Origin of the sequence: Oscillatoria sp. CS-180 (genome assembly GCF_028330965.1) — a bacterium.
Classification (GTDB): Bacteria; Cyanobacteriota; Cyanobacteriia; order Phormidesmidales; family Phormidesmidaceae; genus Halomicronema.
The window spans coordinates 1-23,765 of the sequence record NZ_JAQMUB010000043.1 but is presented as its reverse complement, the minus strand read 5'-3'; the positions used below and the strand labels follow the sequence as shown (position 1 = coordinate 23,765).

Below are 23,765 nucleotides of genomic sequence, written 5' to 3'. Positions count from 1 at the left end.
GGGGGTTAAAAAAAGATGCGGTGAAAGGATGAAGGCAGAAGAACAGATTGATCTTTTGCCTAAAAAGGGGTTCAAAGGTTTTGACGGTTTTGAACTTGGCGTCACCTCTACTCGGTGAATAACACTGAGCGGCTTTTTCGCCCCCTCACCCCTTCACCCCTCCGTCAGGCGTTGACTTCTTCGCCCTGAGCAACTTCGGCAGGCTGCTTTTCAGGGGTTTTGGTGTCTGCATTAGCGTTGCCGTTATCGCTGTGACCGTCGTGAACCTCTAGCGACTGAGACGCTTCATCTGGCTGGGTTGCAGAGGCGTCCTTTGGTGTCTCTGATGACGTCATGACCGGAATCTTGGCGGTAGATGGATTAAGTTGACTTTGCATCCACTCGCTAGCTGTATGGGGATTTTCTCTTGGTCTAACAGGAGCAACTGGACCGTGCGGCGATCGCATGGCAACACCGCGCGGCGTGAGATAGCGCTCGTAGGGCACAACGTCTTCCCCAAAGACTTCGGTATACTCGGCGCTGTCTATCAAGGCATCAACGAAGGCGTAAAACCCTTGTCGAGCGCAGATATCGTAGTAGTCCGCCATCTCTCTCCGTCCTTGGGTCGGTCGTCCCAAAAGCCGCCGGTGAATATATTCGATCGCCTTAGTGATGTACAGTTCTTCCCAATACAGGCGGCGGAAGGGTCGCGATTTCGCCAGTTGACGGACAAACTCTCGCAGCGTGATGTAGCCTCCCTTCAGCTGCGTTTCAGCAATAACCTGTCGCTGACTATCGAAGACCTCACGACCAAATACTTGTCGATAAGTTGCCAAAATGACGGCTTCAGGAGAGTGATGAGTGAGATTAACGTTGAGCTGTGAGAGAGCCGGTTTCTTACCGGAACCCGCAGTCTTGCCGTTGCCATTATGAACAGATTCCCATCTCAAAACGTGATGCTCCGGAGAGCCAGGAACTCTGCCTAAATCAGCCCTTCCGTTACCGCTATTACTCAGATCGTGATGACCGTTTCCAGCCCCACTACTGATCAAAATGCGGCGACTGTCTTCGCTAAAGTGCGCAGGCTGAGATTTTGGATCTCGTGTTTCCTGCGGAAAGACTGCACCAAACTGAATTTCCAGCGGATCGTTGCCCGTGCCATAGGGATGCTGATTGGGCAACGGCTGCTGATACTGTCCAAAGGTCGTGACAAACTGAGGTACCTTGCGGGCTGGAGCACTGTACTTAAACAGATCCAGTTGCGGTCCCCAGTTGCGACATTCCTGTGCCTCTGACCCTAGACCTCTGAGGTAGGGAACAGTTTCTTCCCCAAAATAATCCGCATATTCTTGAGAATCGACGAAGAGATCGACTAGAGCCGGAAAGCCCTGAGCAGAGATTGCTTCAAAATAGGTCTGAAACTCTTCGAGGCAGCTGATTCCTCGTCCTAAGAAGTGACGGCAAGCCAGTTCAATGCTACGGCTGATCGTGTAAGGCTCATAGTACAGCTGGCGATAAAGCCGCGATTTCCCCAGTTGGCGAATGAATTCCTTCATCGACCAGTATCCACCTTTGACCTGGGACACCAGTTCTGATAGCTGAGGTTCATAAGTGGCGGTGACATCGCGCTCGAATACTTGTCGATACGCGGCTCGTACCACCTGCCCTTTTTCGATATCAGGCAAACCTGGTTTCATTACCCAGCGTGGTTGAGCGATCGCGCTATCGCGGTAACTCTGGGGTAGGGGTAAACCGGCATGGTGTTTTGACACCCCAATGCGGAGTTGAGAAGGCGGCTTTTCAACCCAATAATCATTGATCAAAACATCAAAGTATTGCTTGACCAGCCCCGCCGCTGCTGATTGCTGCGGAAAGTAAGTAAGGGCTTTCCACTGCATTTCTCTGAGCGCGACAACGGTGGCAAGGGTGACATCTTCAGGAATGACGCCCCGCAGTCCGCACGTGTTGACGCTGATAATGCTCGTATCGCCCGCCACGATCGCGTAGGTGATGTATCGCAAAAACCAGCTCAAATCTCGCATGGACCGCTTCATCCGCACAGGGCCATAGCGAGAAATGTCAATCGCTCGAAAGCTACTGGGAACTGAAGGTTTCCCCCCAGTGAAGATATCTTTGAACCACTCCATAATGCCGTTGGAGGTATCTACCGAACGGGGGCGATCGCGATTAACCGCCTGCGCTTTTTTCTGACGTTTGACCGCAGAAAGATAGTCCTCTGCCACGTAATAGTCTGAGCCTGGCATTCCTACGGGGTCTGCTGGCCGCTCTAGATAGCTCATGGGGTTGCCCCCAATAAAAATGCGGTTAGCCCCCGCCGCAACAATCTTGTCAGCATGCCGGGTCAGCGTTTCAGCAATCTCCAAGCGCTTCAGCCCTGACCCAAAGAAGATTGAAAGCTCCTGCGACTCACCGTGACTTAAATAGCGATCGCGCTGTTGTGCCTCAGTCAGGATAGCTGTGGGCACCGTGTGATATTGCTGTGGATTAACGACTGGGCTGCCCCCGTTGGTCCGATCAGTCATGGCCTTTTACCAACTTAAGTTTCAAACGTTTCTAAAAATCCAATTTTCAAGGCATTAACCCCTGAATTAGGTAGTCGAAATAGGGCGCTACCTCCGCCGCGTCTTCCGTGACCAGCAGTTCCAGTGCAGCTTCTTTAATACAGCGGATGCACTCCGCCACGTTTTTCAGGGGAATTTCTAGTGAGAGATACATTTCCCTAACACCCCTGACACCACTGGCTTGGAGCGGATCAATATCACCCACTACAACGGCATAGGAAATCAGACGAAGAAACCAACCCTGATCGCGTAGGCAAGACGACCGAAAGTTGCTGTTGCCGCTATTGCTAGGAGTCACTGGACAACGCTGCCAGAAGCGCTGACTCCCTGATTCGATGATGGAATCAGCGTTGCTCGTCAAAACGGCAGCAATTCGAAGACGCTGGTTTCCTTCTGCAAAAAAGTGCTGAATGGCGTCGAGTTCTCCTCGACTCAGATACCGAGCCTCGCGATCTGCATTTGCGATCGCTTGAGTAATAATGCTCATGATGAAAGATGCTTTCTATATCAAACGGAACGGATGGAATGTTCAAACTCCAAAATGAAGCTGCTGAGGTAAAGGCGTACTGCCGTACGCCCGACGCGACACTAAGCTTCAAGAAAGAGGTAAAGGCGTACGGCAGTACGCCTGACGTGGCACTGTAGCTCTAAGAAGAGGTAAAGGCGCACAGCGTGCGCCTGGTTCAGCTTGCAACCTAAATAACTAACTGAGGCCCGAGCAGAGATGGTCTAAATACGTGCCCATCTCTCGACCTGCCTCAGCGCCTAGCATTTCATTCGCGACCTCTTTCATCGACTGAATAGAGCGCACTGTAGCGCCGACAGGAACGCCCAGGGAATTGTAGGTTTCCTTCAGTCCGTTCAGCACTCGCTCATCCAAAATCGATGAGTCACCCGCCAACATTGCATAGGTTGCGTAGCGCAGAAAATAGTCCATGTCACGAATGCAAGCAGCATAGCGGCGGCACGTATACATGTTGCCGCCAGGAGCTGTGATGTCTGTATAAAGCAGAGCTTTTGCCACCGTTTTGGTCACAATTTTGGACGCATTGGCGCTCACCGTCATAGCTGCCCGTGCTCTTAGGTCACCACTGCGAAAGTAGTTTTGTAAATTTTCTAAAGAGGCATCATCTAGATACTTCCCCTGAACGTCTGATGAATTAATCAGCGTTGTGATGGCATCTTGCATTGAGGTATCTCCTATTAGCTGAATGAATCAAGTGGTCTAAAAAACAAGTAGCTGGCAGATTGGGAATCAGCTTTATTCCGCTAGGACAATGACTGAATGATGAGGTCGAAGTAGGGAGCAACTTCTTGACCGTCCTCTTCGCTCATGACGGACATCGCTTCTTCTTTCAAGCAGCGCATACATTCCGCAATATTTCTAATGGGAATTTCCAGGTTGTTATACATTTCTTTGATGCCCACTGTGCCGATTTCTTCAAGGGGCCGTTCGCTGCCCGCCAGAATGGAGTAAGCAATTAGGCGAACATACCAACCTTGGTCTCTTTGGCAAGAAGCCGTCTTACGCTCATTACCACTGTTGCTAGGCGTGTTTGGACACCGTTCCCAGAATCTCCGGCTGCCATTTTGAACAATTTGTTGTTCATTTTCTGCTAAGGCCTTGGCAATTCGAATTCGCTGGTCTCCTGTCTTAGCAAAGTCCTGAAAAATTCGAAGTTCCTTGGGCGCAGGATAACGGGCTTCACTATCCGCATTTAAAATCAGTTCTGTCACTAAACTCATTTATCTTCTCCCAATGTGAATTAAAGTCAACAGCTTGAACTGAACACTTGAGGACCAGAGGAGTCCAGATATCTTTGATAAAGCCGGATTGGAATTTCAAAGACAACTCGTCAATTACAAGCACCGAGCCATTGCAAAATTGAGTTTCGAGAGAGTTGGTTTCAGATTTCCATACCTTTCTTGACACAAGTCTTGGCTTTGCATGAAATCCGCAGGTCCAATGTCTGCAAATGAAAAATAATCCAGAAATTTGGACCTGCTTGAATTCTTCAAAAACCAACACGAAGGACAATACAGAAAATTGCTGAAAGAATAGATAGAGAGATCGGAATCTAATACTTTCACCCTCTCTTCACAGAGAAATGATTAAACATTTCTGAATCCCTAGACAAACAAATCAACCCATTCGTCACAGGCATTTTTGCTTCCTTAAGGTTTGCAAAAAGAATAAGAAAAGAAAATGAAAAACTAATGAAAAGATGAGAAGCGCTTTAAAAAAGTTTATGTTTTCAGAAAAGGAATTTCATCTTCTTCAGTTCTTTAGATTCTCTTGATTGAATACTGCTAAAAACTCAGGTCATTCAAGGCTTACAAAGAATAGCCAGCCGATCATGCTAGGCCCAAATTCGCTTGTTTCCGTCTGCATAGAGAGATGAAATATTACGCTCTGATGGCTATTTTTTTGGCCTTCTGTTTAGTATTACTCGCTGTTTACAGCGGTGATCTAGAGAGAGATCGTTCCCCCAATTATGACGACATTAAAGCGGAGATTAGTTTCGTTGAGGCTTAGGATCGCGGCTTTTGTAAGCAGAAAATAGAATCCTTTAGGACTCGTCATCCATTCGGGACAGAACGCTTTGAAGATACGCATGACCGCGCCTGCTCCAGGAGCTCAGCTAAGGGCTGACCTCATTGTCTTCTCGTCATTTGACCTGTTAACGATGGCAGCCTCTGGTTCTTCTCAAATGACTTCAGCTAACCCAATTCGAGTAGAGATATGAAATATCGCGCTTTAATCGCTTTTTTTCTAGCCATGTGTTTAGGGCTGCTAGGAGCCTGTAGCCAAAGCCCCATTGATAGCGAGTCACTTAGCTATGACGACATTAGAGGAAGTGGATTAGCCAACAATTGTCCTCAACTGACTGAAACTAACTTGGATTCAATTGAGATTGATGCCAATCAGTCTTATCAGCTCAAAGAGCTTTGTTTGCAGCCCAAAACATTCTTGGTCAGGCGATCGCCCCTAATGAAGCGCTCAGAAGGTAAGTTTGTTGCGACCCGCCCCCTGACTCGAAAAAGCTTCTCCCTCGATCAGATTGCCGGTTCTCTGACTCTTAACCCTGAGGGCAATGTCACTTTTGTCGAACAAGGTGGGTTTGATTTTCAGCCGGTAACTGTGCAGTTACCGGATGGAGAACGAGTTCCCATCTTGTTTACGGTCAAAGGACTAGTCGCCGAAAATCAGAATGCGTTCAACAACCTCACTCCGGCTACGCGCCTGGTTGGAACATTTCAAGTTCCGTCCTATCGCACCTCCAGCTTTATTGATCCAAAGGGACGAGGGTTGTCGATGGGATATGACTCAGCAGTAGGATTGCCTATTCAGGCAGACAGCGAAGAATTCGTTCGTCAAAACATCAAGTCGTTTGAGATGGGACAGGGGCAAATTTCTCTGCAAATCAATCGGGTGAATCGCACCACAGGCGAGATTGCTGGAATCTTCGAAAGTAATCAGCCTTCTGACACCGACTTTGGCGCGAAAGAAGCAATGGACGTCAAAATTCGGGGGCAGTTCTACGGTCGTGTAGAGCCAGGGGTTGTGTAAACAGCCGTTCTTTTCAGGAGATTAATCCACCATGACTAACTTGAATCGTGAGCCAGAAATTGTCTATCCCATCTTCACTGTTCGATGGCTAGCAGTCCATACGCTGGCTATTCCAACGGTGTTTTTCCTGGGTGCGATCGCCGCCATGCAGTTTATTCAGCGCTAGCGCAATGAACCCACCTCAAAATGGCGTGAGTTCGCTCAGGTGTTGAGTCATTTTGTAAGGGGGTGTTGAGCGGAGCAAAACCTAACAAAGTCCCTCGTCGGTGTTAGGTTTTGCTGCTAAGAGGCATTTCATTCAGTCTAAAAAAGACCCCAGAGCTTTTTAAAAACTCTGGGGTGCTGATGCCAATTATTGCTGTTGCTATCGATTAGGTTTGCCCCCAGACCACTGCTTCCCAACAACCTTAGGCTGAACAAGAATGTAGCCTGCGATCGCCGTTAAATCCTTTTCCGTCAAGTCCCGCATTTTTGGAAAAATATCAGTCCGTGCAGTAGACGGATGCAGTTCTGCAAGAGTCCTCAAGCCATCATAAGTGGTTGGCTCGTTGAGATAATCCACAATGCTGCTGACTGAGTTACGAGGTGGGGTGGCCCGGGCCAGCGTAGCGGGGGATAGATCCACGCTGGGGTTAGTTTTTGTTCCGCCATCTAAATGGCATGAAGCACAGCTGCCATTGAATTTACGCTGTCCTTGAGCGAGCTGTTTTGTCGTGAGCGTAATCGGATCGCCTGAATCGTTTAACGGCACCGTTCGAATGTCTCGATTAATTTCAGCACCAGCAGCAGAGCCAGCCCATAGTGTTGTAGAAATTAATCCAGCAAAAACTGATCCAACAACTGCTTTTATCAATCTCTTTTTAAGAGGGAAAAACATTCTAAATTTATCTCCAAAATGACGCTTATAAGCTGAAAATATCACACATTTCAGAATATTTAATGAACTTATTTCGTTTTTTAAGGAAACTCTTAAATTAGAGGCTGTGAAAATTTTATCTTGAAATATTTTTCGAAGCTACTGAGTTTAATTAAGGTTGAATGCCTGATTCTGGAAAACCTGATTTTCCTAAAAAAAGAGGACTGACAATCCTCATTTTTGAATTCAGTATTTATACAGAGAGATTGGATGAGGGGACTTTTCAGAAATAAGGGCAGCTTAATTTTCTACCATCACATTTTATAGGTCTTTGGCATTGAAGGCTCTCAATCCCTTATATAGCAAGCTTTGAGGCTGTAACTTTTTCTAAACCACCTAGCCATCTTCATTAGTTTTTCATTTTTCTTGCCTATTCTGCTTGCATACAAATCAAGGCAGATTACTTTCTGATCAACCCTTTTCCTCTATGCCACTTAGATTTTTGCTGGGAAGCAAAGTCTGATCATCTATCAGATGATTTGCTTTTCTGGGGAAGTTGATTGCTAATCCTCAGGCAAAAAATAAGGAGTGGCTACTCGAAGGATCCTGCGAGGGTGGTTCGGAAAAAGTTTGCTGTTAATGAATTCGGCTTGCTAGAGCATACTCATGATTGTCAAAGTCAAAGATTTAAAAATCAGTGCTGATTTGCCTTTCTGTTGTGGCAAGCGGCATTTTTTTCATTAGGTAAATCATGAATGCAAAGTTAAATAATTCGTTGATACAGGAGCTTTAAAATGACACAGCTTGGTAGAGCGATCGCGCTTGATCGTCCTGACCAACTTAAAGAAGTGCGGGAGATTCAGTGTCCTGTAGACACCGCCAAGCCTTCCCCTCGCGTTAATCCGTGGGAACGCTTTTGTCGATGGGTGACTAGCACCGAAAACCGCTTCTACATTGGCTGGTTTGGGATCTTGATGATTCCCACCATTTCAACAGCAGCCATAACATTTGTGTTGGCGTTCTTGTTTGCGCCAGCGGTTGATATTGATGGTACTGGAGGGCTGTTGTCGGGGGCCCTATTGAGTGGCAACAACGTCATTACGGCGGCTGTTGTGCCGACCTCTCCAGCAGTAGGTCTACACTTCTACCCTATCTGGGAAGCAGCTTCTCTCAACGAGTGGCTGATTAATGGCGGTCCCTATCAGCTCATCGTGCTCCACTTCGTTATCGGTATCATTGCCTATCAGGATCGCGAATGGGAACTGAGCTATCGCTTGGGGATGCGCCCTTGGATTTCTCTCGCCTTCACAGCTCCTGTTGCCGCGACTGTCTCGGTGCTGTTGATTTACCCCATTGGTCAGGGCGGCTTTTCGGCAGGAATGCCTTTGGGAATTGCAGGTACCTTCACGTTTATGCTGCAATTTCAGGCGGATCACAACATCCTGGCGAATCCCTTTCATCAACTGGGTGTGATCGGTGTATTCGGCGGTTCGCTGCTGTGTGCTGCTCATGGTTCTCTCGTCACTTCGGCGCTCATTCGTCGTTCAGGATCGCACACTTCATTGACGGAATCATCCTGGACAGGCAAGCCTGAGCAAGTCTACAGCTTTGAGCATGTTCAAGCGAATCAGCAAAAATTACTCTGGCGGAGCGCGAGCTTTCAATCGTCGCGATCGCTGCACTTCTTCCTAGCGGCTTTTCCCGTTGCCGGCATTTGGTCAGCCGCTTTGGGCGTGGATATGGCAGCCTTTGGCTTCGATCAAAATTCTTTATCTCAAGTGTCAGGCGGATATCTGCAAAAGACTGTCGTGCCGACCTGGGCAGACATTGTGGGGCAGGCCAATCTTGGCTTGCAGGCCATTGAAGAGACTCGCGAAGCGTCTTTTCCAGTCTTTCTTGGAGAGGTTTCTGAAACCGATACGAATATCAAGACATAGCTATGACTCAGTGTGGCTGTGGCTACCAGTCAGCTATCCGTCTTTTAGCGGCAGGCTGATCCTGGTGAACTTTCTCACCAAAATGACGAGAGCTGTATCGATGACCTCCGACCTGTCTAGTTAGTTTTCAAGTTTCTACTCGGGCGTTCTGATAAATCAGTTTTGTTTAGTAACACAGGGAGGTTTTAATGACGACGAGTCCTCCGAAGCAGAGGCAACCGGCGCGGGTTGTTGTTGATGACAATCCCGTCCCAACCTCGTTTGAGCAATGGGCAAAACCAGGGCACTTCGACCGGACCCTGGCCCGGGGACCCAAAACCACAACTTGGATTTGGAATCTCCACGCCGATGCTCATGACTTCGATACTCATACAGGTGATCTAGAAGATATTTCCCGCAAAATCTTCTCAGCCCATTTCGGGCATCTAGCTATCATCTTTATCTGGCTTAGCGGCATGTATTTTCATGGCGCACGGTTTTCCAACTTTTCGGGTTGGATGGCTGATCCCATCAACGTGAAGCCTAGTGCCCAGATTGTTTGGCCATTAGTGGGTCAGGAGATCCTTAATGCCGACGTAGGCGCTGGTTTTCGAGGCATTCAGATTACCTCTGGCCTGTTCCAAATGTGGCGTGGTCAGGGCTTTACCCATGAGTTCCAGCTCTTTTGGACGGCTATGGGTGCTCTGGTGATGGCCGGTGTAATGCTGTTTGCCGGATGGTTCCACTATCATGTGCGAGCCCCCAAACTAGAGTGGTTTCGTAACTGGGAATCGATGATGAACCACCACCTAGCTGGGCTTTTGGGCTTGGGTAGTTTGGGCTGGTCGGGGCACCTAATCCACGTAGCAACTCCCACCAACGCATTGTTGGATGCTGGGGTGAGTCCGGTGGATGTGCCACTACCCCATGAGTTCATTCTCGACAAAGCCTTAATGGCAGAGATGTATCCCAGCTTTGCTCAGGGCTTACGCCCCTTCTTCACGCTTAACTGGTCGGCCTATGCGGATTTTCTCACCTTCCGAGGCGGTCTCAATCCAGTAACGGGAGGGCTATGGCTGACGGATATTACTCACCACCATGTGGCGATCGCCGTTCTGTTTATCATCGCAGGACACTTCTATCGGACAAACTGGGGCATTGGTCACAGTTTCCGGGAGCTACTGGATGATGCCAGAACACCCAAGATGTTTCCTTTGTTTAGCTTCATCGGACCGGTAGGACACCGAGGTTTGGAGCGAATCTTTGAAAACTCTTGGCACGCGAACTTGGCAATTCACTTGGTGCAGTTTGGCACAGCTAGCTTGCTGGTGGCTCATCACATGTATGCGATGCCGCCTTATCCCTATCTAGCAACCGACTACGCCACTGTGACATCGCTCTTTACCCACCATGTGTGGATTGCAGGCTTCTGCATTGTGGGAGGTGCTGCCCACGCTGCTATCTTCTTTGTGCGAGACTACGATCCTGCTGATCATGTCAACAACGTGTTGGATCGGGTGCTGCGGCACCGGGATGCCATCATCTCTCACCTAGTGTGGGTTTGTCAGTTCCTCGGCTTCCATAGCTTTGCCATGTATTGTCACAACGACACCATGCGAGCGTTTGGTCGTCCTCAGGATATGTTCTCCGATACGGGGATTCAGCTACAGCCCATTTTTGCCCAATGGATTCAGCAAATCCATACAACAGCTATCAACAGTTCGACCGCTCTGGCAGCCGAACCGCTGGGCGATGTGTTTGGAGGTCTCCGCAACATTGACTTGGTGGGTTTAGGAACAACAGTTCCTCGGGTTGCAGAACCCATCAGCCATGCCTTTGGCGGTGATGTTGTGGCCGTCGGTGGCAAGATTGCCATGATGCCGATTCATCTGGGTACGGCAGATTTCTTGATTCACCACATCCATGCGTTCACCATTCACGTCACGGTGCTGGTGCTGCTGAAGGGCGTGCTGTTTGCCCGCAGTTCCCGTCTCATTCCTGACAAGGCTGAACTCGGCTTCCGGTTCCCCTGTGATGGACCCGGTCGTGGTGGTACCTGTCAAGTCTCTGCTTGGGACCATGTATTCCTGGGGCTGTTCTGGATGTACAACTCACTGTCGATTGTGATTTTCCACTTCTTCTGGAAGATGCAGTCGGACGTTTGGGGGGTGGTCAATGCCGACGGTACGATCTCTCACATTACGGGCGGAAACTTTGCCCAGTCGTCGATTACCAACAATGGCTGGTTACGAGATTTCCTCTGGGCCCAGGCATCGCAGGCGATTGGCTCCTACGGCTCGGCAGTCTCGGCCTATGGACTCATCTTCCTGGCAGGACACTTTATCTTCGGCTTTAGTCTCATGTTCCTTTTCAGTGGCCGTGGCTATTGGCAAGAACTGATTGAGTCCATCGTTTGGGCTCACAACAAGCTGAAGATCACGACTGCGATTCAGCCTCGGGCATTAAGTATCACTCACGGACGGGCTGTGGGCGTTGCTCACTATCTGCTGGGCGGCATTGTCACCACGTGGGCCTTCTTCACGGCTCGCATGTTGGTAGTGGGTTAGCCATTGACGACCGACAGAGGTGTGGTTCTGCCACACCCCTAGAGATCACACTCATAACGTTTTCACTTTCGAACCATGGCGACAAAATTTCCGAAATTTAGTCAGGATTTGCAGCGAGATCCGACGACTCGTCGGCTCTTCTATGCGATCGCCACGGCCCATGACTTTGAAACCCATGATGGGATGACCGAGGAGAATCTCTATCAGAAGATCTTCGCCTCCCATTTTGGGCATCTAGCCATTATCTTTCTTTGGATTTCTGGCATTTTGTTTCATGTGGCCTGGCAGGGCAATTTTGAGCGGTGGATTCTAGATCCGCTGAACACTAAACCGATCGCCCATGCCATCTGGGATCCTCAGTTTGGTCCTTCGGCGATCGAATCCTTCACCCGAGCAGGGGCTGGGAACCCTATCGATATTTGCTATTCCGGGGTTTATCACTGGTGGTACACCATTGGGATGCGAACCAACACCGACCTGTTTGTAGGGTCAATATTTTTGCTCTTGTTAGCTGGGGTCATGCTTTACGCTGGACGGCTGCATTTACAACCCCGCTATCGACCCAGCTTGGCCTGGTTTAAGAACGCCGAATCGCGTTTGAATCACCACTTAGCAGGACTCTTTGGCGTCAGCTCTTTGGCCTGGACAGGGCATTTGATCCACGTTGCTATTCCTGAATCACGGGGACAGCATGTGGGTTGGGACAACTTTTTGTCTGTCCGTCCCCACCCTGAAGGTCTGGTTCCCTTCTTTACGGGCAACTGGGGCGCATACGCGCAGAACCCTGATACCTTAGACCATGTCTTTGGTACGTCCCAAGGAGCCGGAAGCGCAATTCTCACTTTCTTAGGAGGCTTTCATCCTCAAACAGAATCACTCTGGTTGACGGATATGGCTCATCACCATTTGGCGATCGCCGTCATCTTCATCATTGCCGGCCACATGTATCGCACGAATTGGGGCATTGGCCACAGCATCAAGGAAATGACAGATGCGCTGCAAGGGCCTGGCATCAAAGGTTTCTTCATTGCTCCCCGCACTGGACAGGGGCACAAAGGGATTTATGACACTTACAATAATTCCCTCCACTTTCAGCTAGGCTGGCACCTTGCTTGCTTAGGGGTAGTGTGCTCTTTGGTGGCGCAGCACATGTATTCCATGCCGCCTTATGCTTTCATGGCTCGGGATTACACCACCATGTCGGCTCTTTATACCCATCACCAGTACATTGCTGGGTTCTTGATGGTAGGAGCCTTCGCCCACGGAGCCATTTTCCTAATCCGGGACTATGACCCCAAAGCCAATGAGGATAATGTCCTTGCTCGCGTCCTGGATCACAAAGAAGCCATCATTTCTCACCTTAGCTGGGTGTCTTTGTTCCTGGGTTTCCACACTTTGGGACTCTATGTTCACAACGATTGTGAGGTGGCCTTTGCGGCTCCTGAAAAACAAATTCTGATTGAGCCGGTCTTTGCCCAATGGATTCAAGCCTTCCACGGCAAGACGCTGTATGGGATTAGCTCATTGCTTTCCAATCCCGACAGTGTTGCGACCACAGCTTGGCCCAACCATGCCAATGTATGGCTACCGGGCTGGTTGGAGGGTATCAACAGCGGCACCAATTCGCTGTTCTTGACCATCGGACCGGGAGACTTGTTGGTGCACCATGCGATCGCACTTGGTCTTCATGTCACCACTCTCATCCTTGTGAAAGGCGCCCTGGATGCACGCGGTTCTAAGCTCATGCCGGATAAGAAAGACTTCGGCTACAGCTTCCCTTGCGATGGCCCAGGTCGTGGCGGCACTTGCGATATCTCCGCTTGGGACGCTTTCTATCTCGCTATGTTCTGGATGCTGAATGCTCTAGGTTGGATTACCTTCTACTGGCACTGGAAGCATTTAGCTATCTGGAGTGGCAATGTTGCTCAGTTCAACGAAAGCTCAACTTACCTAATGGGTTGGTTCCGAGATTATCTGTGGCTCAACTCAGCTCAGCTCATTAACGGCTACAATCCAGCCGGAACCAACAGTCTCGCAATATGGGCTTGGATTTTCCTATTCGGTCACTTGGCTTGGGCCGTGAGCTTCATGTTCCTGATTACCTGGCGAGGCTATTGGCAGGAACTGATTGAAACGTTGATTTGGGCACACGAAAATACGCCTCTGTCCTTTGGCTACTTTAAGGACAAGCCAGTAGCCCTGTCGATTGTGCAGGCGCGACTAGTGGGGCTAACTCACTTCACGGTTGGCTACATCGTCACCTATGGCGCATTCCTCATTGCGTCAACGGCGAGCCGATTCCCGTGATGAAACATTCGTCAAGGTAAGCTCAACAACACCTTGACATCAGAACTGGGACTCTCCTCCCAGACGGGTCCTGGCCTAGGGTAGTGGCCAGGACTTTTTTCCAAAATTTCTAAACTTTGTTGATCAACGAGCAAGACCATGACTTTCTCTCAAAAGCCCAGCTTGGCCTATGCCAATAGCGAGGATGATCCGGTTCAGCCTTACAAAGGCGACCCTTGTTTGGGCAATTTATCCACCCCGATTAATAATTCTGGCTGGGTCAAGACCTACATCAACAACCTGCCAGCCTATCGGCCAGGACTGACGCCTTTCTTGCGCGGACTAGAAATTGGTATGGCTCACGGTTACTTCTTGGTGGGTCCTGAAGTTGTTGTCGGTCCCCTACGCGAAACTGCACATGGGGCGAATCTGAGCGGTCTAATCACGGCTATTTACATCACCGTCTCTGCCTGCTTAGGTATTTCCATCTTTGCCTTAGCTACTTTCCAAGGAGATCCCAGAGGGGCCTACAACTCGCAGTCCGAAGATAATCTGCGTCCCCTCCGCCGCAAAGAAGATTGGTTTCAACTCTGTGGTGGCATTCTCCTCGGTTCAATGGGAGGGGCTATTTTTGCCTACGTCCTGCTGGAAAACTTTAGTGACCTCGATGCCATTCTGCGTGGTGCTGTAAATGGTTTGTAGGCGATCGCCCTTTTCCAAAGCGTTGCGACGTGAGTTCTGGTAATTCAAAACTCAACGTTTTTCTCCTCTGTTTTTTTCGCTAATTAGGAGCAATTCAAATGGCTGATGTAACACAACTCACCGGGGACTATGCTGCCTCCTGGCTGCCGTGGCTGTTGATCCCCCTCACTACCTACATCCTGCCGTTTCCTGCGTTCGCGATCCTCTTTCTTTGGATTGAGCGAGAAGGAAACATCGACTCGACACCTGGACGAACTGCCCCATTAGGGCCTCCAGGATCTCTGCCATCGGAGCAACTGAATGTGATGGGTGCTGAGCCGACATCCTCATCTGAGACTACGGGCTAAGGAATATTTGAAGAGACTTGAGCTTCATGAGCCCTTACCCCATTTGCAAATTTGGATCAATGACTGCGTGTATTGCGGTGCTTGCAGCCCCAGTATCTGTAACGACCCAAAAGCGAAATGGTTTTAAGCCCCGAAAAGCTGTTTAATTTCCAGGAGTGTTTCCGATGCGAAACCTATTTGCTGCACTGATGGTGCTGTTTCTATGGATTGGTATCCTTCCGGCGGCCCCAGCGATCGCGGATACCCATCTCATTCCTTGTCAAGAATCCGCAGCATTCAAAGAACGGATGCAAAACGCCCCTCAAAACTATTACTTTGACCAGCCCTACAAATCCTACTCGTCCAATTTACTCTGTGGTGCGGATGGGTTGCCCCATTTACAATTGCGATTCGATAGAGCTATCGATGTGATTATTCCCTTTGGAATTTTCTTCTACGTGACTGGATTTATTGGCTGGTCAGGCCGCTCTTATTTGATTGGCAGTAAGCGGTCTTCTAAACCAGAAGAATTGGAAATCTTTGTCGATATTCCTTTAGCCATTCGTTCCTTTACTCAAGGATTACTGTGGCCTCTGCTGGCGTTTAAAGAGTTGACCACTGGAGAACTCACTGCCAAGAAAGAAGAGCTATCAGTGTCACCTCGATAAGGTTTTTCCGTAGACTTTATCTAAAATCCGTTTATTGTCTGCTTCTTGTTGTTCACTTTTTGAGAAAACCATGCAACATTTCACAAAATACCTAACCAGTGCCCCCGTTATGGCGACTGCTGCAATGATTTTCCTGGCGGTTGTGCTGATTGAACTCAACCAAATCTTTCCTGGTTTGCAGTATGGAACCTATTTTCATTCAGCACCTTAAGCCCTTCTGAAGTAAAGGCAAGGTCTTGCCAGAGAAGTTTGCGATTAGCATACCCAATGGCAAGACCTTTGCCTGGAACGTCGAGAGCTTGCATCAAAGATAGACGCAGATCATATAGCTTGAATTACAACACACAAATCTGAATTTCTTACGAAGACAGTACTATTCATTTGACAAGACTACTCGGGGTTCACCCCCTCCTTAAAGTTCAAGTCGTACAGATGAAGGCGTTTTGACAGCAAAACCAACATCAAAATGCATCTGTATTGCGGCTTAAAAAATGCGCCTAAAGATTAATTTTAATAAACTTCAGTAAAATACTAAATAAAAGGATTAATAATGATTTCCATAAGGCAGCCTTTTTTTAACTTTCTGACTTTTTGGGAAGTTGCTCTTTAAAAACTATTGTCAAGGCAGCCTTCTTATAACATTCATCATTTATCCCAGACGGGCAAAGATCTATGCGGATACTACTCGTTGAGGATGACGAATCTGTTGCGAAAACCCTTGAAAAAAGCCTGATTAGTGAACATTATGCGGTTGATGTAGCTAACGATGGCCAAGCGGGTTGGCAGCTCGTTAGTTCCTTTGATTACGATTTAATTTTGCTGGATGTCATGCTACCTAAATTGGATGGCATTCAACTCTGTCGGCGACTACGAGAAAACTCGTATCACATGCCGATATTGCTAGTCACTGCGCTAGATTCTAGTACTCAGAAGATTGAAGGTCTTGACGCGGGTGCTGATGATTGCATTACGAAGCCTTTCGAGATAGAAGAGTTGTTGGCTCGTATCCGGGTGCTGTTGCGGCGGACTGAGACGCCACTGTTATCGATGCTGAGATGGGGGGAGTTGAAGCTGGATCCCAATAGTCAAGATGTGACCTATGGCGATCTTCCCATCAAGCTTACGCCCAAAGAATTTCGTCTGTTAGAGCTGTTTTTAAGAAAGCCGTCTCAAGTTTTCAGTCGTGGAGCTATTCTAGACAGCCTGTGGAGCTGTAGTGAAACTCCGGGGGAAGATACGGTCACCGCTCACATCAGAGGTTTACGGCGAAAGCTAGTAGCCGTGGGTGTCCCTGGCGATCTCATCAAAACCGTGTATGGGGTTGGATATCGGCTTAAGCCCATTGAAGCCTCTTCTCCGCGATCGCGGCATCAGTCGACGTCCAGTACGCAAGCCCAACTGGAAACGCAACTGACAAGCATTCAGCAAAAGCAAACCCAAGCTGCCTTAATAACGCTGTGGAAATCAGTTAAGTCTCAACATTTAGAACGGCTTGCTGTTCTCAAGCGAACTATTCAAGCGCTGCGAGATAGACGTTTTACCCGAGGTCTGCGGGAGGAAGCTTATCAAGCTGCCCATAGCCTGACTGGAGCGCTTGGTATTTTTGGCTTGAAGTCGGGTTCTGATCTGGCTCGTTCAATTGAGCATATTCTGCATGGCAAGGAGGCGCTTTCTAGTCAGAGTCAGCAGCAACTGGTCGAGTCTGTCGAGGCGCTAGAAACAGAACTCAATCAGGCACTCAGTCACCTCAATCGGTCTTCTTCACGAGGCTCCTCTCCGCTTGTTGTTCTTATTGACAAAGACTTGGGCTTAGCCCAGCAGATTGCCACGACACTGCGATCGCACGGTTTTAGCCTACAAATCTCTGCTGATGAAATGGCTCTAGAGCAGCTATTGCTCTCATCAGAAACGTCCTCATCAGCGGACCATACTTCAGATACTGCTGCGTCGACCAAAGATTTGCCGGATGTCATACTGCTGAACTTTTCACTAACGGATAGCACTACGGCTTCCCTTAAACGACTGGCACGAATTATCAACCAGACCCCTCCCCTGCTGTTGGTGGTGTGCAGCGCCGATGGCGATTTAAGTCATCGAGTAAAAGCTGCTCGATTGGGGAGCCATTCATTTCTTCATGCTCCCACTGTGGACAGTGTGATTAGGAGTGTGCTGGAGATAAAATCTCGTCTGCATCCTGCATCCCATAGGGTATTAGCGGTTGATGATGACTCTCAAGTTTTGCAAGGACTTCAAACCCTTCTAGAGCCTAGAGGCTTTGAGCTAGTTACCCTGAATCGCCCCCATGACTTCTGGTCGACGTTACAGACTGCGTCACCCGATTTGCTACTGCTAGACATTGAAATGCCGAATTTCAACGGTTTTGAGCTGTGTAAAGCCGTTCGTCAAGCTCCCTTCTGGAATCAGTTGCCTATCATTTTCTTGACGGCTCATGATGATGCTAATACCCGGGCTGCTGCCTTTAGAGCTGGCGCTAACGACTTAGTGGAGAAGTCGCACACCGATTCAACGCTGTTGAACTGTCTTTTTGAACAGATCAAACAGTCTCAGCTGCATCAAGCAATGACCGCGATCGCCCCTTCCCCACACTCCTAAATTCCTTAAACTTCCTCCTCTCTTTCCATTCCTCCATGCTCTCCTCTCCCTCCTACCCAATCCAAACTCTAGAAGGGCTGCTGCACCGCATGACTGATCACATTCGTCGGTCCATTGAGCTGCCAGAAATTCTCACCTCAACCGTCAACGAGATGCAGCTGTTTCTCAAAACGGATCGGGTCAAGGTCTATCGATTTCAGGAGGATGGCAGCGGCAAGGTTGTTGCAGAGGCCATTGCTGACAAACGTTTGCCGTCGCTGCTAGGACATTACTTCCCCGCTGAAGACATTCCTGATCGTGCTCGCGAAATGTTTCTCAAGGCCCGTCAGCGAACGATTGTTAATGTGAAGCGGCAAGAAATCGGCATTAGTCCACTCATTTGTCACAAAACTCAGGCCCCTCTATCTAATGATCTTTGGTTTCGTCCCGTTGATCCTTGCCATGTGGAATATCTGATGGCGATGGGGGTGCAAGCGTCCTTAGTGGTTCCCATTCTCCATCAGGATCACCTTTGGGGTCTGCTAGTGGCTCACCATAGTACGCCCCGATGGTTTAGTCCTAAAGAACTGGAGATGGTTCAGCTGATTGCAGATCAAGTCGCTGTGGCGATCGCTCACGCTGACATCTTGACTGAAAGCCGCTTAAGAACTCAGCATGAAGCGACGATCAATCAGGTTGTCTCGTTACTTCATGCCCCCTCTAGGGATGCTTCAAAAGTGGCGCTTGGTAAGGCCGTTGCTGCTTTAAAAAGTACGAGTGGACGCCTCCATGTAAGCGCTAAGGACTCAAGCAGCATCCTTCAGCTCACCCATGGACACCAACCTAATGTGCCCCACTCGAAGGGCGATACCCCCCAGTCACGGATGGTTCCTCCCGTACTGGAACAGCTATCTGATTGGCAGACGTGGCTGAATATGGAGGTTCCTGTTCATCCTCAAGGACGGCTGTGGGCAATCACGGACATTCAGCAGGCTCAACTACCGTGGACTATTGCTTTCGCACTGTCGCGGAGCAATCTGCGAGGAATGATGGTGGTAGAACTCCGGCACCGAAATCATTCATTGGGTTATTTAAGCTTCTTTCGTCGAGCGATCGATGTTGAAAATGTATGGGCTGGTCGACTCAATGCAGCCGATCCTCGACAGAATCGTCCTCGACAATCCTTCGAAACTTGGCGAGAGCTAAAGCGTAATCAGGCGCATGCTTGGACCTCTGAAGATATCAGATTGGCTCAAGCACTAGCTGATCAATTTGCTTCGGTGTTGTATCAAACGCAGCTTTACGAAGAAGTACAGGCACTCAACACGGATTTGGAAAAACGGGTATTGCAGCGCACTACTGAGCTGCAGCGAGCTAATGCCAATTTAAGGCTAGAAATCATGGAGCGAGAACGAACGCTCAAAGCGCTTCAGCAAGCCAGGGATTCTCTAGAGCGCTTGAGTTACCAAAATGAACTGATTCTCAAATCTGCTGGGGAAGGAATTTGTGGCTTGGATTCCAGGGGCAAGGTTGTTTTTGTTAATCCTGCCGCTGCTGAAATTCTCGGATATACAGCTAAACAGATGGTGGGGCAGTTCATGCCGCAGCTAATCCGTCACTCTAAGCCAGATGGTACGCTTCATCGTTGGGAAGAAAGTCCTATCTTCAATACCCTACGACGGGGAAAAACTCACCATGTCTCTGGAGACTTGTTTGAACGACGGGATGGCTTCAGTTTTCCCGCAGAATATGTCAGTACTCCTATTCAGGAACGAGACAAGATTCTGGGAGCTGTCGTCACCTTCAAAGACATCACGGAGCGACAGATTATCGAACGAATGAAAGACGAATTCATTTCGGTTGTCAGCCATGAACTGAGAACACCTTTGACATCCATTCGAACAGCCCTCGGATTATTAGCTCAAGGGGACCTCAATGTGCAGGCTGAGAAGCGCCAGCGCATGGTTGAAATCGCTTTTTCCAATACCAACCGCTTAGTACGTTTGGTCAACGATATCTTAGATGCTGAGCGCATTAAACTTGGCAAAGTCACGCTGAATAAACAGATTTGCAACTTGACTGATTTGATGGCGCAAGCTGCTGATGAGATGCGGGCGATCGCAGAAAAAAATCAGGTCCATCTTGCTATCCAATCTCTCTCAATTGAACTGTGGGCAGACCCTGATCGCCTCATTCAAACACTGACCAATTTGCTGAGCAATGCCATTAAGTTTTCTCCCCCTGGATCAACGGTGGAAATGATTGTTCATCAAATTCAATCTGATCAGGTCTCCGTTCCTACAGAAGCTTTGCCATCTCAGGATCCTGGCGCTTTTTCAAGAATGGAGGCACCATCTGAAATGCTGCTCGTTCAAGTGAAAGATCAGGGTCAGGGCATCCCTGAAGACAAACTGGAGGTTATCTTCAATCAGTTCGAGCAGCTTAATGTTTCAGACACCGAGCATCAAGGCGGTACGGGATTGGGTCTCGCCATCTGCCGCAGCATCATTCAACAGCACAACGGTAGAATTTGGGCAGAGAACAATGCCGATGGAGGCAGCACCTTTTTCTTTACCCTGCCGCTGTAGGCAGTAGGGTTGAGCCTTCATGTTAGACCTGATGGGCAAAAGGTAGCGCCAATCCTCTACCCCGACTTCTCTACGTTTACGACTCTCTTGGAGTTAGAGGACTGTAGCCACACTGCGTATTGTTCTTCGTCGAAGTGTATTGCATTCAGCAAAATCATCACACCTCAAGGGACTGCTTTATTTTTATCCTTAGTTATCTTTTGCTTTTCTTTTAGCCCTCCCTCTCCTCACTCATTAAGGAAATGACTCATGGACTCCAAACATGTTCTGATTATTGATGATGAAGCCGACATTCGAGAAGCAACTCAGCTTTGCCTAGAAATTACTGGCCAGTGGGAAGTTTCCAAGGCCGGTAATGGTCAAGAGGGATTGGCGATCGCGGAGACCGCAATGCCAGATGTCATCCTGCTAGACATCATGATGCCAGGCATGGATGGGCTCACTATCCTGAAGAGACTTCAGAAAAATCCTAAAACTCAACAAATTCCTGTCATTATCTTGACGGCAAAGGCCCAGTCAAGTGAACAGCGGCAATTTAGTCAGTTAAATGTTTTATCTGTTATCACTAAGCCCTACGATCCGTTAACTTTATCAGAGCGTATTTTTTCCGTGCTTACATGAGGACTGACATAGTTCTGGCATAACTTAAAAGTTTGAAGACTTGAAATGCCTGAATTCTCTTATCTAAATTAACCAATTTGCAAGAGCTATGGCGAGCGTCAGATTCAAGAATGATTGAGCTATATTCAAGCGTTGACCGTCCATCTGACAAAATGCTAGAACCTGACGCGCAGAATCCTACACACTCCTATTATTCAATACATTCGTTAAGCTCGTCAGCAGTGGCCTCTAGGTGAGCTTCGCGAGATATTGTTGGTTGTTCACCAACCTCGACAGTTCCAAGAGCTGATGCTTCTGATACAGTCTCACCATCAAAATTCTCCTCAGCTGAAGTGGTAATTGTCGCGTCTTCAGAAATTGTATCTGGCTGCTCTGCCGTCATGTCACTTGATTGAGACACGTCATCTGCCTCTACATTCTCTTCCTCTGACAAATCTAAATTAGTGAGATCAAACTCAAGTCTGATGTCAGTTTCAGAACTGGCAGGACTGGAGCTGACAAAAGCCTCCTCGTCAGGCGGAGTATCCCGTTGAACACTTAGAGTCACGTCCTCATCAAGGCACAAGGTCTGTGCTTGTGTTTGCCCGTTAATCGAAATAATGATTCCTGGCAATAAGAACGCGGTGAGAAGAAGGATTCTGTTTGCTAGCCGACTCGTTTCTTTTGGAAGGATTGTTGAATATTTCATAGGACTGAATCAATATCTAGAGGACTTTGTGAAACTGTCCCAAACCAATGTAAGCCGTTAGAGATTTCATTTTTAATGTTAATAAAATAGAGCCTTACCTGCTTCATGCAGTGTCACCAGTTTTTTCCTGAGCCTACATTCAAGTCTTCTCTACCGCTGTAAGCGTTGTGTATTGAGGGAATACAAAGCTTGCGAAGTGTTACGGTGAATTTTGTACAAGACCGCCATACTCCACAACCTGTAGAACAAGTTCGTTACAAATAGGACTTACGCACGGTCCCCTTGCATCTCCCAATTTTGGGGGACGTTGTATCCGGCTTCCCCATATTTGGGGATTAAGGGGCCAAAGCCGGATGCAACTGCGTAGGTCCTGACAAAGTTACGCTACGCCTGGGGAATGGACGAAAACAGTTGGGTTTCAAACGTGAACCAGTCAACAGCCTCTATGCCAATGACGGGTCAATAGCCTAAACAATAGCTTGGGCACAAGAAGACGGCTGTACCTTTAGTAAGCTCTGTGAGATACAGTTAAGGAATTCTGCAAAAAGGGCAGGTTATTTAAGGACGACGGTAAGCAGGGCGATCGCTATGACTAATCTCAACTCAAACGACCGACTCGATCGCCTTGAAAGGTTAGTAGAAGGCAACGCTGTCGCGATCGCTGCCATGCGGCAAGAAAACCAGATAGCTACTCAAGAGCTACGAGAAGAGAATCGAGTCGCTACACAGGAACTGCGGCAAGAAAACCAGACAGCTACCCAAGAGCTACGAGAGGAGAATCGAGTCGCTACACAGGAACTGCGGCAAGAAAGCCAGACAGCTACCCAAGAGCTACGAGAGGAGAATCGAGTGGCCACTCAGGAACTGCGGCAAGAAAACCAAGCGGCCGCTCAGGAACTACGAGAGGAGAATCGAGTCGCCACTCAGGAACTGCGAGAAGAGAACCAAGCGGCTGCTCAGGAACTACGAGAAGAGAATCGAGCCGCTACTCAGGAACTGCGAGAGGAGAACCAAGCGGCCATTCAGGAAGTGCGAGAGGAGAATCAAGCCGCTACTCGGGAACTGCGAGAGGAGAATCGAGCCGCTACTCAGGAACTGCGAGAGGAGAATCAAGCGGCCACTCAGGAAGTGCGAGAGGAGAATCGAGCCGCCACGCAGGATATGAGGAACTCTATATCAGTTACTAATCAGGAGTTAAGGGATTCTATTAGCGATGTCGTTTCTATGATTGGTTCTGTCTCTGACGATATTGAGCAGCTGAGGCAGCAACAGGCTGAAACCGATGTGCGATTCAACAACCTGCTAGCTGATGCCCGTGCTGACCGACAAAGAGCCGATCAGCGCCACGCAGAAATGATTGAACGATTTGATGTGCTTCTAGCTGATGTCCGTGCTGACCGACAAAGAGCCGATCAGCGCCATGCAGAAATGATTGAACGATTTGATGTGCTTCTAGCTGATGTTCGTGCCGATCGTCAGCGCATTGATGACGCTTTAGTCCGTGCTGACCGCGATCGCGCCCTCAATGAAAGCGAACATCGAGCCTTCCGAGAGACATTTCAAACATTGCTAGCTGAGCTATCTCGCCTGTGGCAACGACTGGCTTGAACAGGTACTCTTTTGGAAATAGTCCTTGTCGGGTCTCATAAGGCCCTATCTGAACTAAATTCTCCATGTGTGGAGGGGAGCACGTCATCCGCTCATGGTAGAAAAAATATCCTAGAAGATATCGTTTCTATTCGGTGATAGTCATGACCCCCGAGGACCGTCAGCAACTGGATTCCCATGTCCGCGCAATCGCAGCGATTCTGCATAGCGACGCG

20 protein-coding genes are annotated in these 23,765 nt (G+C 48.7%); 14 read left to right on the top strand and 6 right to left on the bottom strand.

The window, feature by feature from the left end:
* Nucleotides 1-164: 164 nt before the first annotated feature.
* The 4 genes from PN498_RS10395 to apcD (PN498_RS10380) all read right to left on the bottom strand — a co-directional run bounded on the left by PN498_RS10395 (nt 165) and on the right by apcD (PN498_RS10380) (nt 4,307).
* Complete coding sequence (locus PN498_RS10395; RefSeq protein WP_272062677.1) at nt 165-2,522, bottom strand: phycobilisome rod-core linker polypeptide; 2,358 nt, start codon at nt 2,520-2,522, stop codon at nt 165-167.
* A 46-nt stretch (nt 2,523-2,568) separates the two neighbouring features.
* A complete protein-coding gene (apcD, locus tag PN498_RS10390) occupies nt 2,569-3,048 on the bottom strand; it encodes an allophycocyanin subunit alpha-B (protein ID WP_272062676.1) in 480 nt (159 codons plus the stop codon).
* Nucleotides 3,049-3,264: 216 nt separating this feature from the next.
* Complete coding sequence (locus PN498_RS10385) at nt 3,265-3,750, bottom strand: allophycocyanin subunit beta (protein WP_272062675.1); 486 nt, start codon at nt 3,748-3,750, stop codon at nt 3,265-3,267.
* Between the two features lie 80 nt (nt 3,751-3,830).
* Entirely contained in the window at nt 3,831-4,307 is a 477-nt protein-coding gene (gene apcD / locus PN498_RS10380) for an allophycocyanin subunit alpha-B (protein ID WP_272062674.1), read from the bottom strand.
* A 997-nt stretch (nt 4,308-5,304) separates the two neighbouring features.
* Here apcD (PN498_RS10380) and PN498_RS10375 point away from each other — a divergent pair.
* Both PN498_RS10375 and psbF read left to right on the top strand, forming a co-directional pair.
* A complete protein-coding gene (locus PN498_RS10375) occupies nt 5,305-6,132 on the top strand; it encodes a photosystem II manganese-stabilizing polypeptide (RefSeq protein ID WP_272062673.1) in 828 nt (275 codons plus the stop codon).
* Between the two features lie 31 nt (nt 6,133-6,163).
* Complete coding sequence (gene psbF, locus PN498_RS10370; RefSeq protein ID WP_272062672.1) at nt 6,164-6,298, top strand: cytochrome b559 subunit beta; 135 nt, start codon at nt 6,164-6,166, stop codon at nt 6,296-6,298.
* A gap of 198 nt (nt 6,299-6,496) precedes the next feature.
* Here the strand turns inward: psbF and psbV are convergent, their stop codons facing one another.
* A complete protein-coding gene (psbV, locus tag PN498_RS10365; RefSeq protein ID WP_442951412.1) occupies nt 6,497-6,904 on the bottom strand; it encodes a photosystem II cytochrome c-550 in 408 nt (135 codons plus the stop codon).
* Here psbV and PN498_RS10360 point away from each other — a divergent pair.
* The 11 genes from PN498_RS10360 to PN498_RS10310 all read left to right on the top strand — a co-directional run bounded on the left by PN498_RS10360 (nt 6,891) and on the right by PN498_RS10310 (nt 21,254).
* Complete coding sequence (locus PN498_RS10360) at nt 6,891-7,031, top strand: hypothetical protein (protein WP_272062763.1); 141 nt, start codon at nt 6,891-6,893, stop codon at nt 7,029-7,031. The two genes, psbV and PN498_RS10360, sit on opposite strands and share 14 nt — an antisense overlap.
* A 751-nt stretch (nt 7,032-7,782) precedes the next feature.
* Nucleotides 7,783-8,925, top strand: coding sequence for a Photosystem Q(B) protein 1 (locus tag PN498_RS10355; RefSeq protein ID WP_272062671.1), 1,143 nt, complete (start codon nt 7,783-7,785; stop codon nt 8,923-8,925).
* Between the two features lie 188 nt (nt 8,926-9,113).
* The gene (gene psaA, locus PN498_RS10350; RefSeq protein WP_272062670.1) at nt 9,114-11,471 is read left to right on the top strand and encodes a photosystem I core protein PsaA; all 2,358 of its coding nucleotides are present in this window, start codon (nt 9,114-9,116) and stop codon (nt 11,469-11,471) included.
* 75 nt (nt 11,472-11,546) lie between these two features.
* Nucleotides 11,547-13,778 (top strand): photosystem I core protein PsaB, encoded by a 2,232-nt coding sequence (psaB, locus tag PN498_RS10345; protein WP_272062669.1) that lies wholly within the window; start codon nt 11,547-11,549, stop codon nt 13,776-13,778.
* Nucleotides 13,779-13,916: 138 nt separating this feature from the next.
* Entirely contained in the window at nt 13,917-14,459 is a 543-nt protein-coding gene (locus tag PN498_RS10340; RefSeq protein WP_272062668.1) for a photosystem I reaction center subunit XI, read from the top strand.
* A gap of 98 nt (nt 14,460-14,557) precedes the next feature.
* Complete coding sequence (locus PN498_RS10335) at nt 14,558-14,806, top strand: hypothetical protein (protein ID WP_272062667.1); 249 nt, start codon at nt 14,558-14,560, stop codon at nt 14,804-14,806.
* Nucleotides 14,807-14,970: 164 nt separating this feature from the next.
* The gene (locus PN498_RS10330) at nt 14,971-15,453 is read left to right on the top strand and encodes a Photosystem I reaction center subunit III (RefSeq protein ID WP_272062666.1); all 483 of its coding nucleotides are present in this window, start codon (nt 14,971-14,973) and stop codon (nt 15,451-15,453) included.
* Nucleotides 15,454-15,523: 70 nt separating this feature from the next.
* A complete protein-coding gene (locus PN498_RS10325) occupies nt 15,524-15,664 on the top strand; it encodes a photosystem I reaction center subunit IX (protein WP_272062665.1) in 141 nt (46 codons plus the stop codon).
* Nucleotides 15,665-16,125: 461 nt separating this feature from the next.
* The gene (locus PN498_RS10320; RefSeq protein WP_272062664.1) at nt 16,126-18,066 is read left to right on the top strand and encodes a response regulator; all 1,941 of its coding nucleotides are present in this window, start codon (nt 16,126-16,128) and stop codon (nt 18,064-18,066) included.
* 35 nt (nt 18,067-18,101) lie between these two features.
* Entirely contained in the window at nt 18,102-20,633 is a 2,532-nt protein-coding gene (locus PN498_RS10315) for an ATP-binding protein (protein WP_272062663.1), read from the top strand.
* Nucleotides 20,634-20,882: 249 nt separating this feature from the next.
* Nucleotides 20,883-21,254 carry a response regulator gene (locus PN498_RS10310; RefSeq protein ID WP_272062662.1) on the top strand — a complete coding sequence of 124 codons (372 nt, stop codon included), beginning with the start codon at nt 20,883-20,885 and terminating at the stop codon, nt 21,252-21,254.
* Nucleotides 21,255-21,444: 190 nt separating this feature from the next.
* On the opposite strand, the gene PN498_RS10305 is transcribed toward PN498_RS10310, so the two are convergent.
* Nucleotides 21,445-21,801: a hypothetical protein gene (locus tag PN498_RS10305; protein ID WP_272062661.1), complete on the bottom strand. Its 357-nt coding sequence runs from the start codon at nt 21,799-21,801 to the stop codon at nt 21,445-21,447.
* A 729-nt stretch (nt 21,802-22,530) separates the two neighbouring features.
* Here PN498_RS10305 and PN498_RS10300 point away from each other — a divergent pair.
* The gene (locus PN498_RS10300; protein WP_272062659.1) at nt 22,531-23,550 is read left to right on the top strand and encodes a hypothetical protein; all 1,020 of its coding nucleotides are present in this window, start codon (nt 22,531-22,533) and stop codon (nt 23,548-23,550) included.
* The last annotated feature ends 215 nt before the right edge of the window (nt 23,551-23,765 follow it).

Bases quoted from the DNA above. Each gene is read 5' to 3' on its own strand.
- PN498_RS10355 (WP_272062671.1), top strand. From the start codon at position 7,783: ATGACACAGCTTGGTAGAGCGATCGCGCTTGATCGTCCTGACCAACTT.
- PN498_RS10340 (WP_272062668.1), top strand. From the start codon at position 13,917: ATGACTTTCTCTCAAAAGCCCAGCTTGGCCTATGCCAATAGCGAGGAT.
- PN498_RS10325 (WP_272062665.1), top strand. From the start codon at position 15,524: ATGCAACATTTCACAAAATACCTAACCAGTGCCCCCGTTATGGCGACT.
- apcD (WP_272062676.1), bottom strand. From the start codon at position 3,048: ATGAGCATTATTACTCAAGCGATCGCAAATGCAGATCGCGAGGCTCGG.
- PN498_RS10360 (WP_272062763.1), top strand. From the start codon at position 6,891: ATGTCTCGATTAATTTCAGCACCAGCAGCAGAGCCAGCCCATAGTGTT.
- psaB (WP_272062669.1), top strand. From the start codon at position 11,547: ATGGCGACAAAATTTCCGAAATTTAGTCAGGATTTGCAGCGAGATCCG.
- PN498_RS10300 (WP_272062659.1), top strand. From the start codon at position 22,531: ATGACTAATCTCAACTCAAACGACCGACTCGATCGCCTTGAAAGGTTA.
- PN498_RS10375 (WP_272062673.1), top strand. From the start codon at position 5,305: ATGAAATATCGCGCTTTAATCGCTTTTTTTCTAGCCATGTGTTTAGGG.
- apcD (WP_272062674.1), bottom strand. From the start codon at position 4,307: ATGAGTTTAGTGACAGAACTGATTTTAAATGCGGATAGTGAAGCCCGT.
- PN498_RS10310 (WP_272062662.1), top strand. From the start codon at position 20,883: ATGGACTCCAAACATGTTCTGATTATTGATGATGAAGCCGACATTCGA.
- PN498_RS10315 (WP_272062663.1), top strand. From the start codon at position 18,102: ATGCTCTCCTCTCCCTCCTACCCAATCCAAACTCTAGAAGGGCTGCTG.
- PN498_RS10395 (WP_272062677.1), bottom strand. From the start codon at position 2,522: ATGACTGATCGGACCAACGGGGGCAGCCCAGTCGTTAATCCACAGCAA.
- psaA (WP_272062670.1), top strand. From the start codon at position 9,114: ATGACGACGAGTCCTCCGAAGCAGAGGCAACCGGCGCGGGTTGTTGTT.
- PN498_RS10320 (WP_272062664.1), top strand. From the start codon at position 16,126: ATGCGGATACTACTCGTTGAGGATGACGAATCTGTTGCGAAAACCCTT.
- PN498_RS10385 (WP_272062675.1), bottom strand. From the start codon at position 3,750: ATGCAAGATGCCATCACAACGCTGATTAATTCATCAGACGTTCAGGGG.
- PN498_RS10335 (WP_272062667.1), top strand. From the start codon at position 14,558: ATGGCTGATGTAACACAACTCACCGGGGACTATGCTGCCTCCTGGCTG.
- psbF (WP_272062672.1), top strand. From the start codon at position 6,164: ATGACTAACTTGAATCGTGAGCCAGAAATTGTCTATCCCATCTTCACT.
- PN498_RS10330 (WP_272062666.1), top strand. From the start codon at position 14,971: ATGCGAAACCTATTTGCTGCACTGATGGTGCTGTTTCTATGGATTGGT.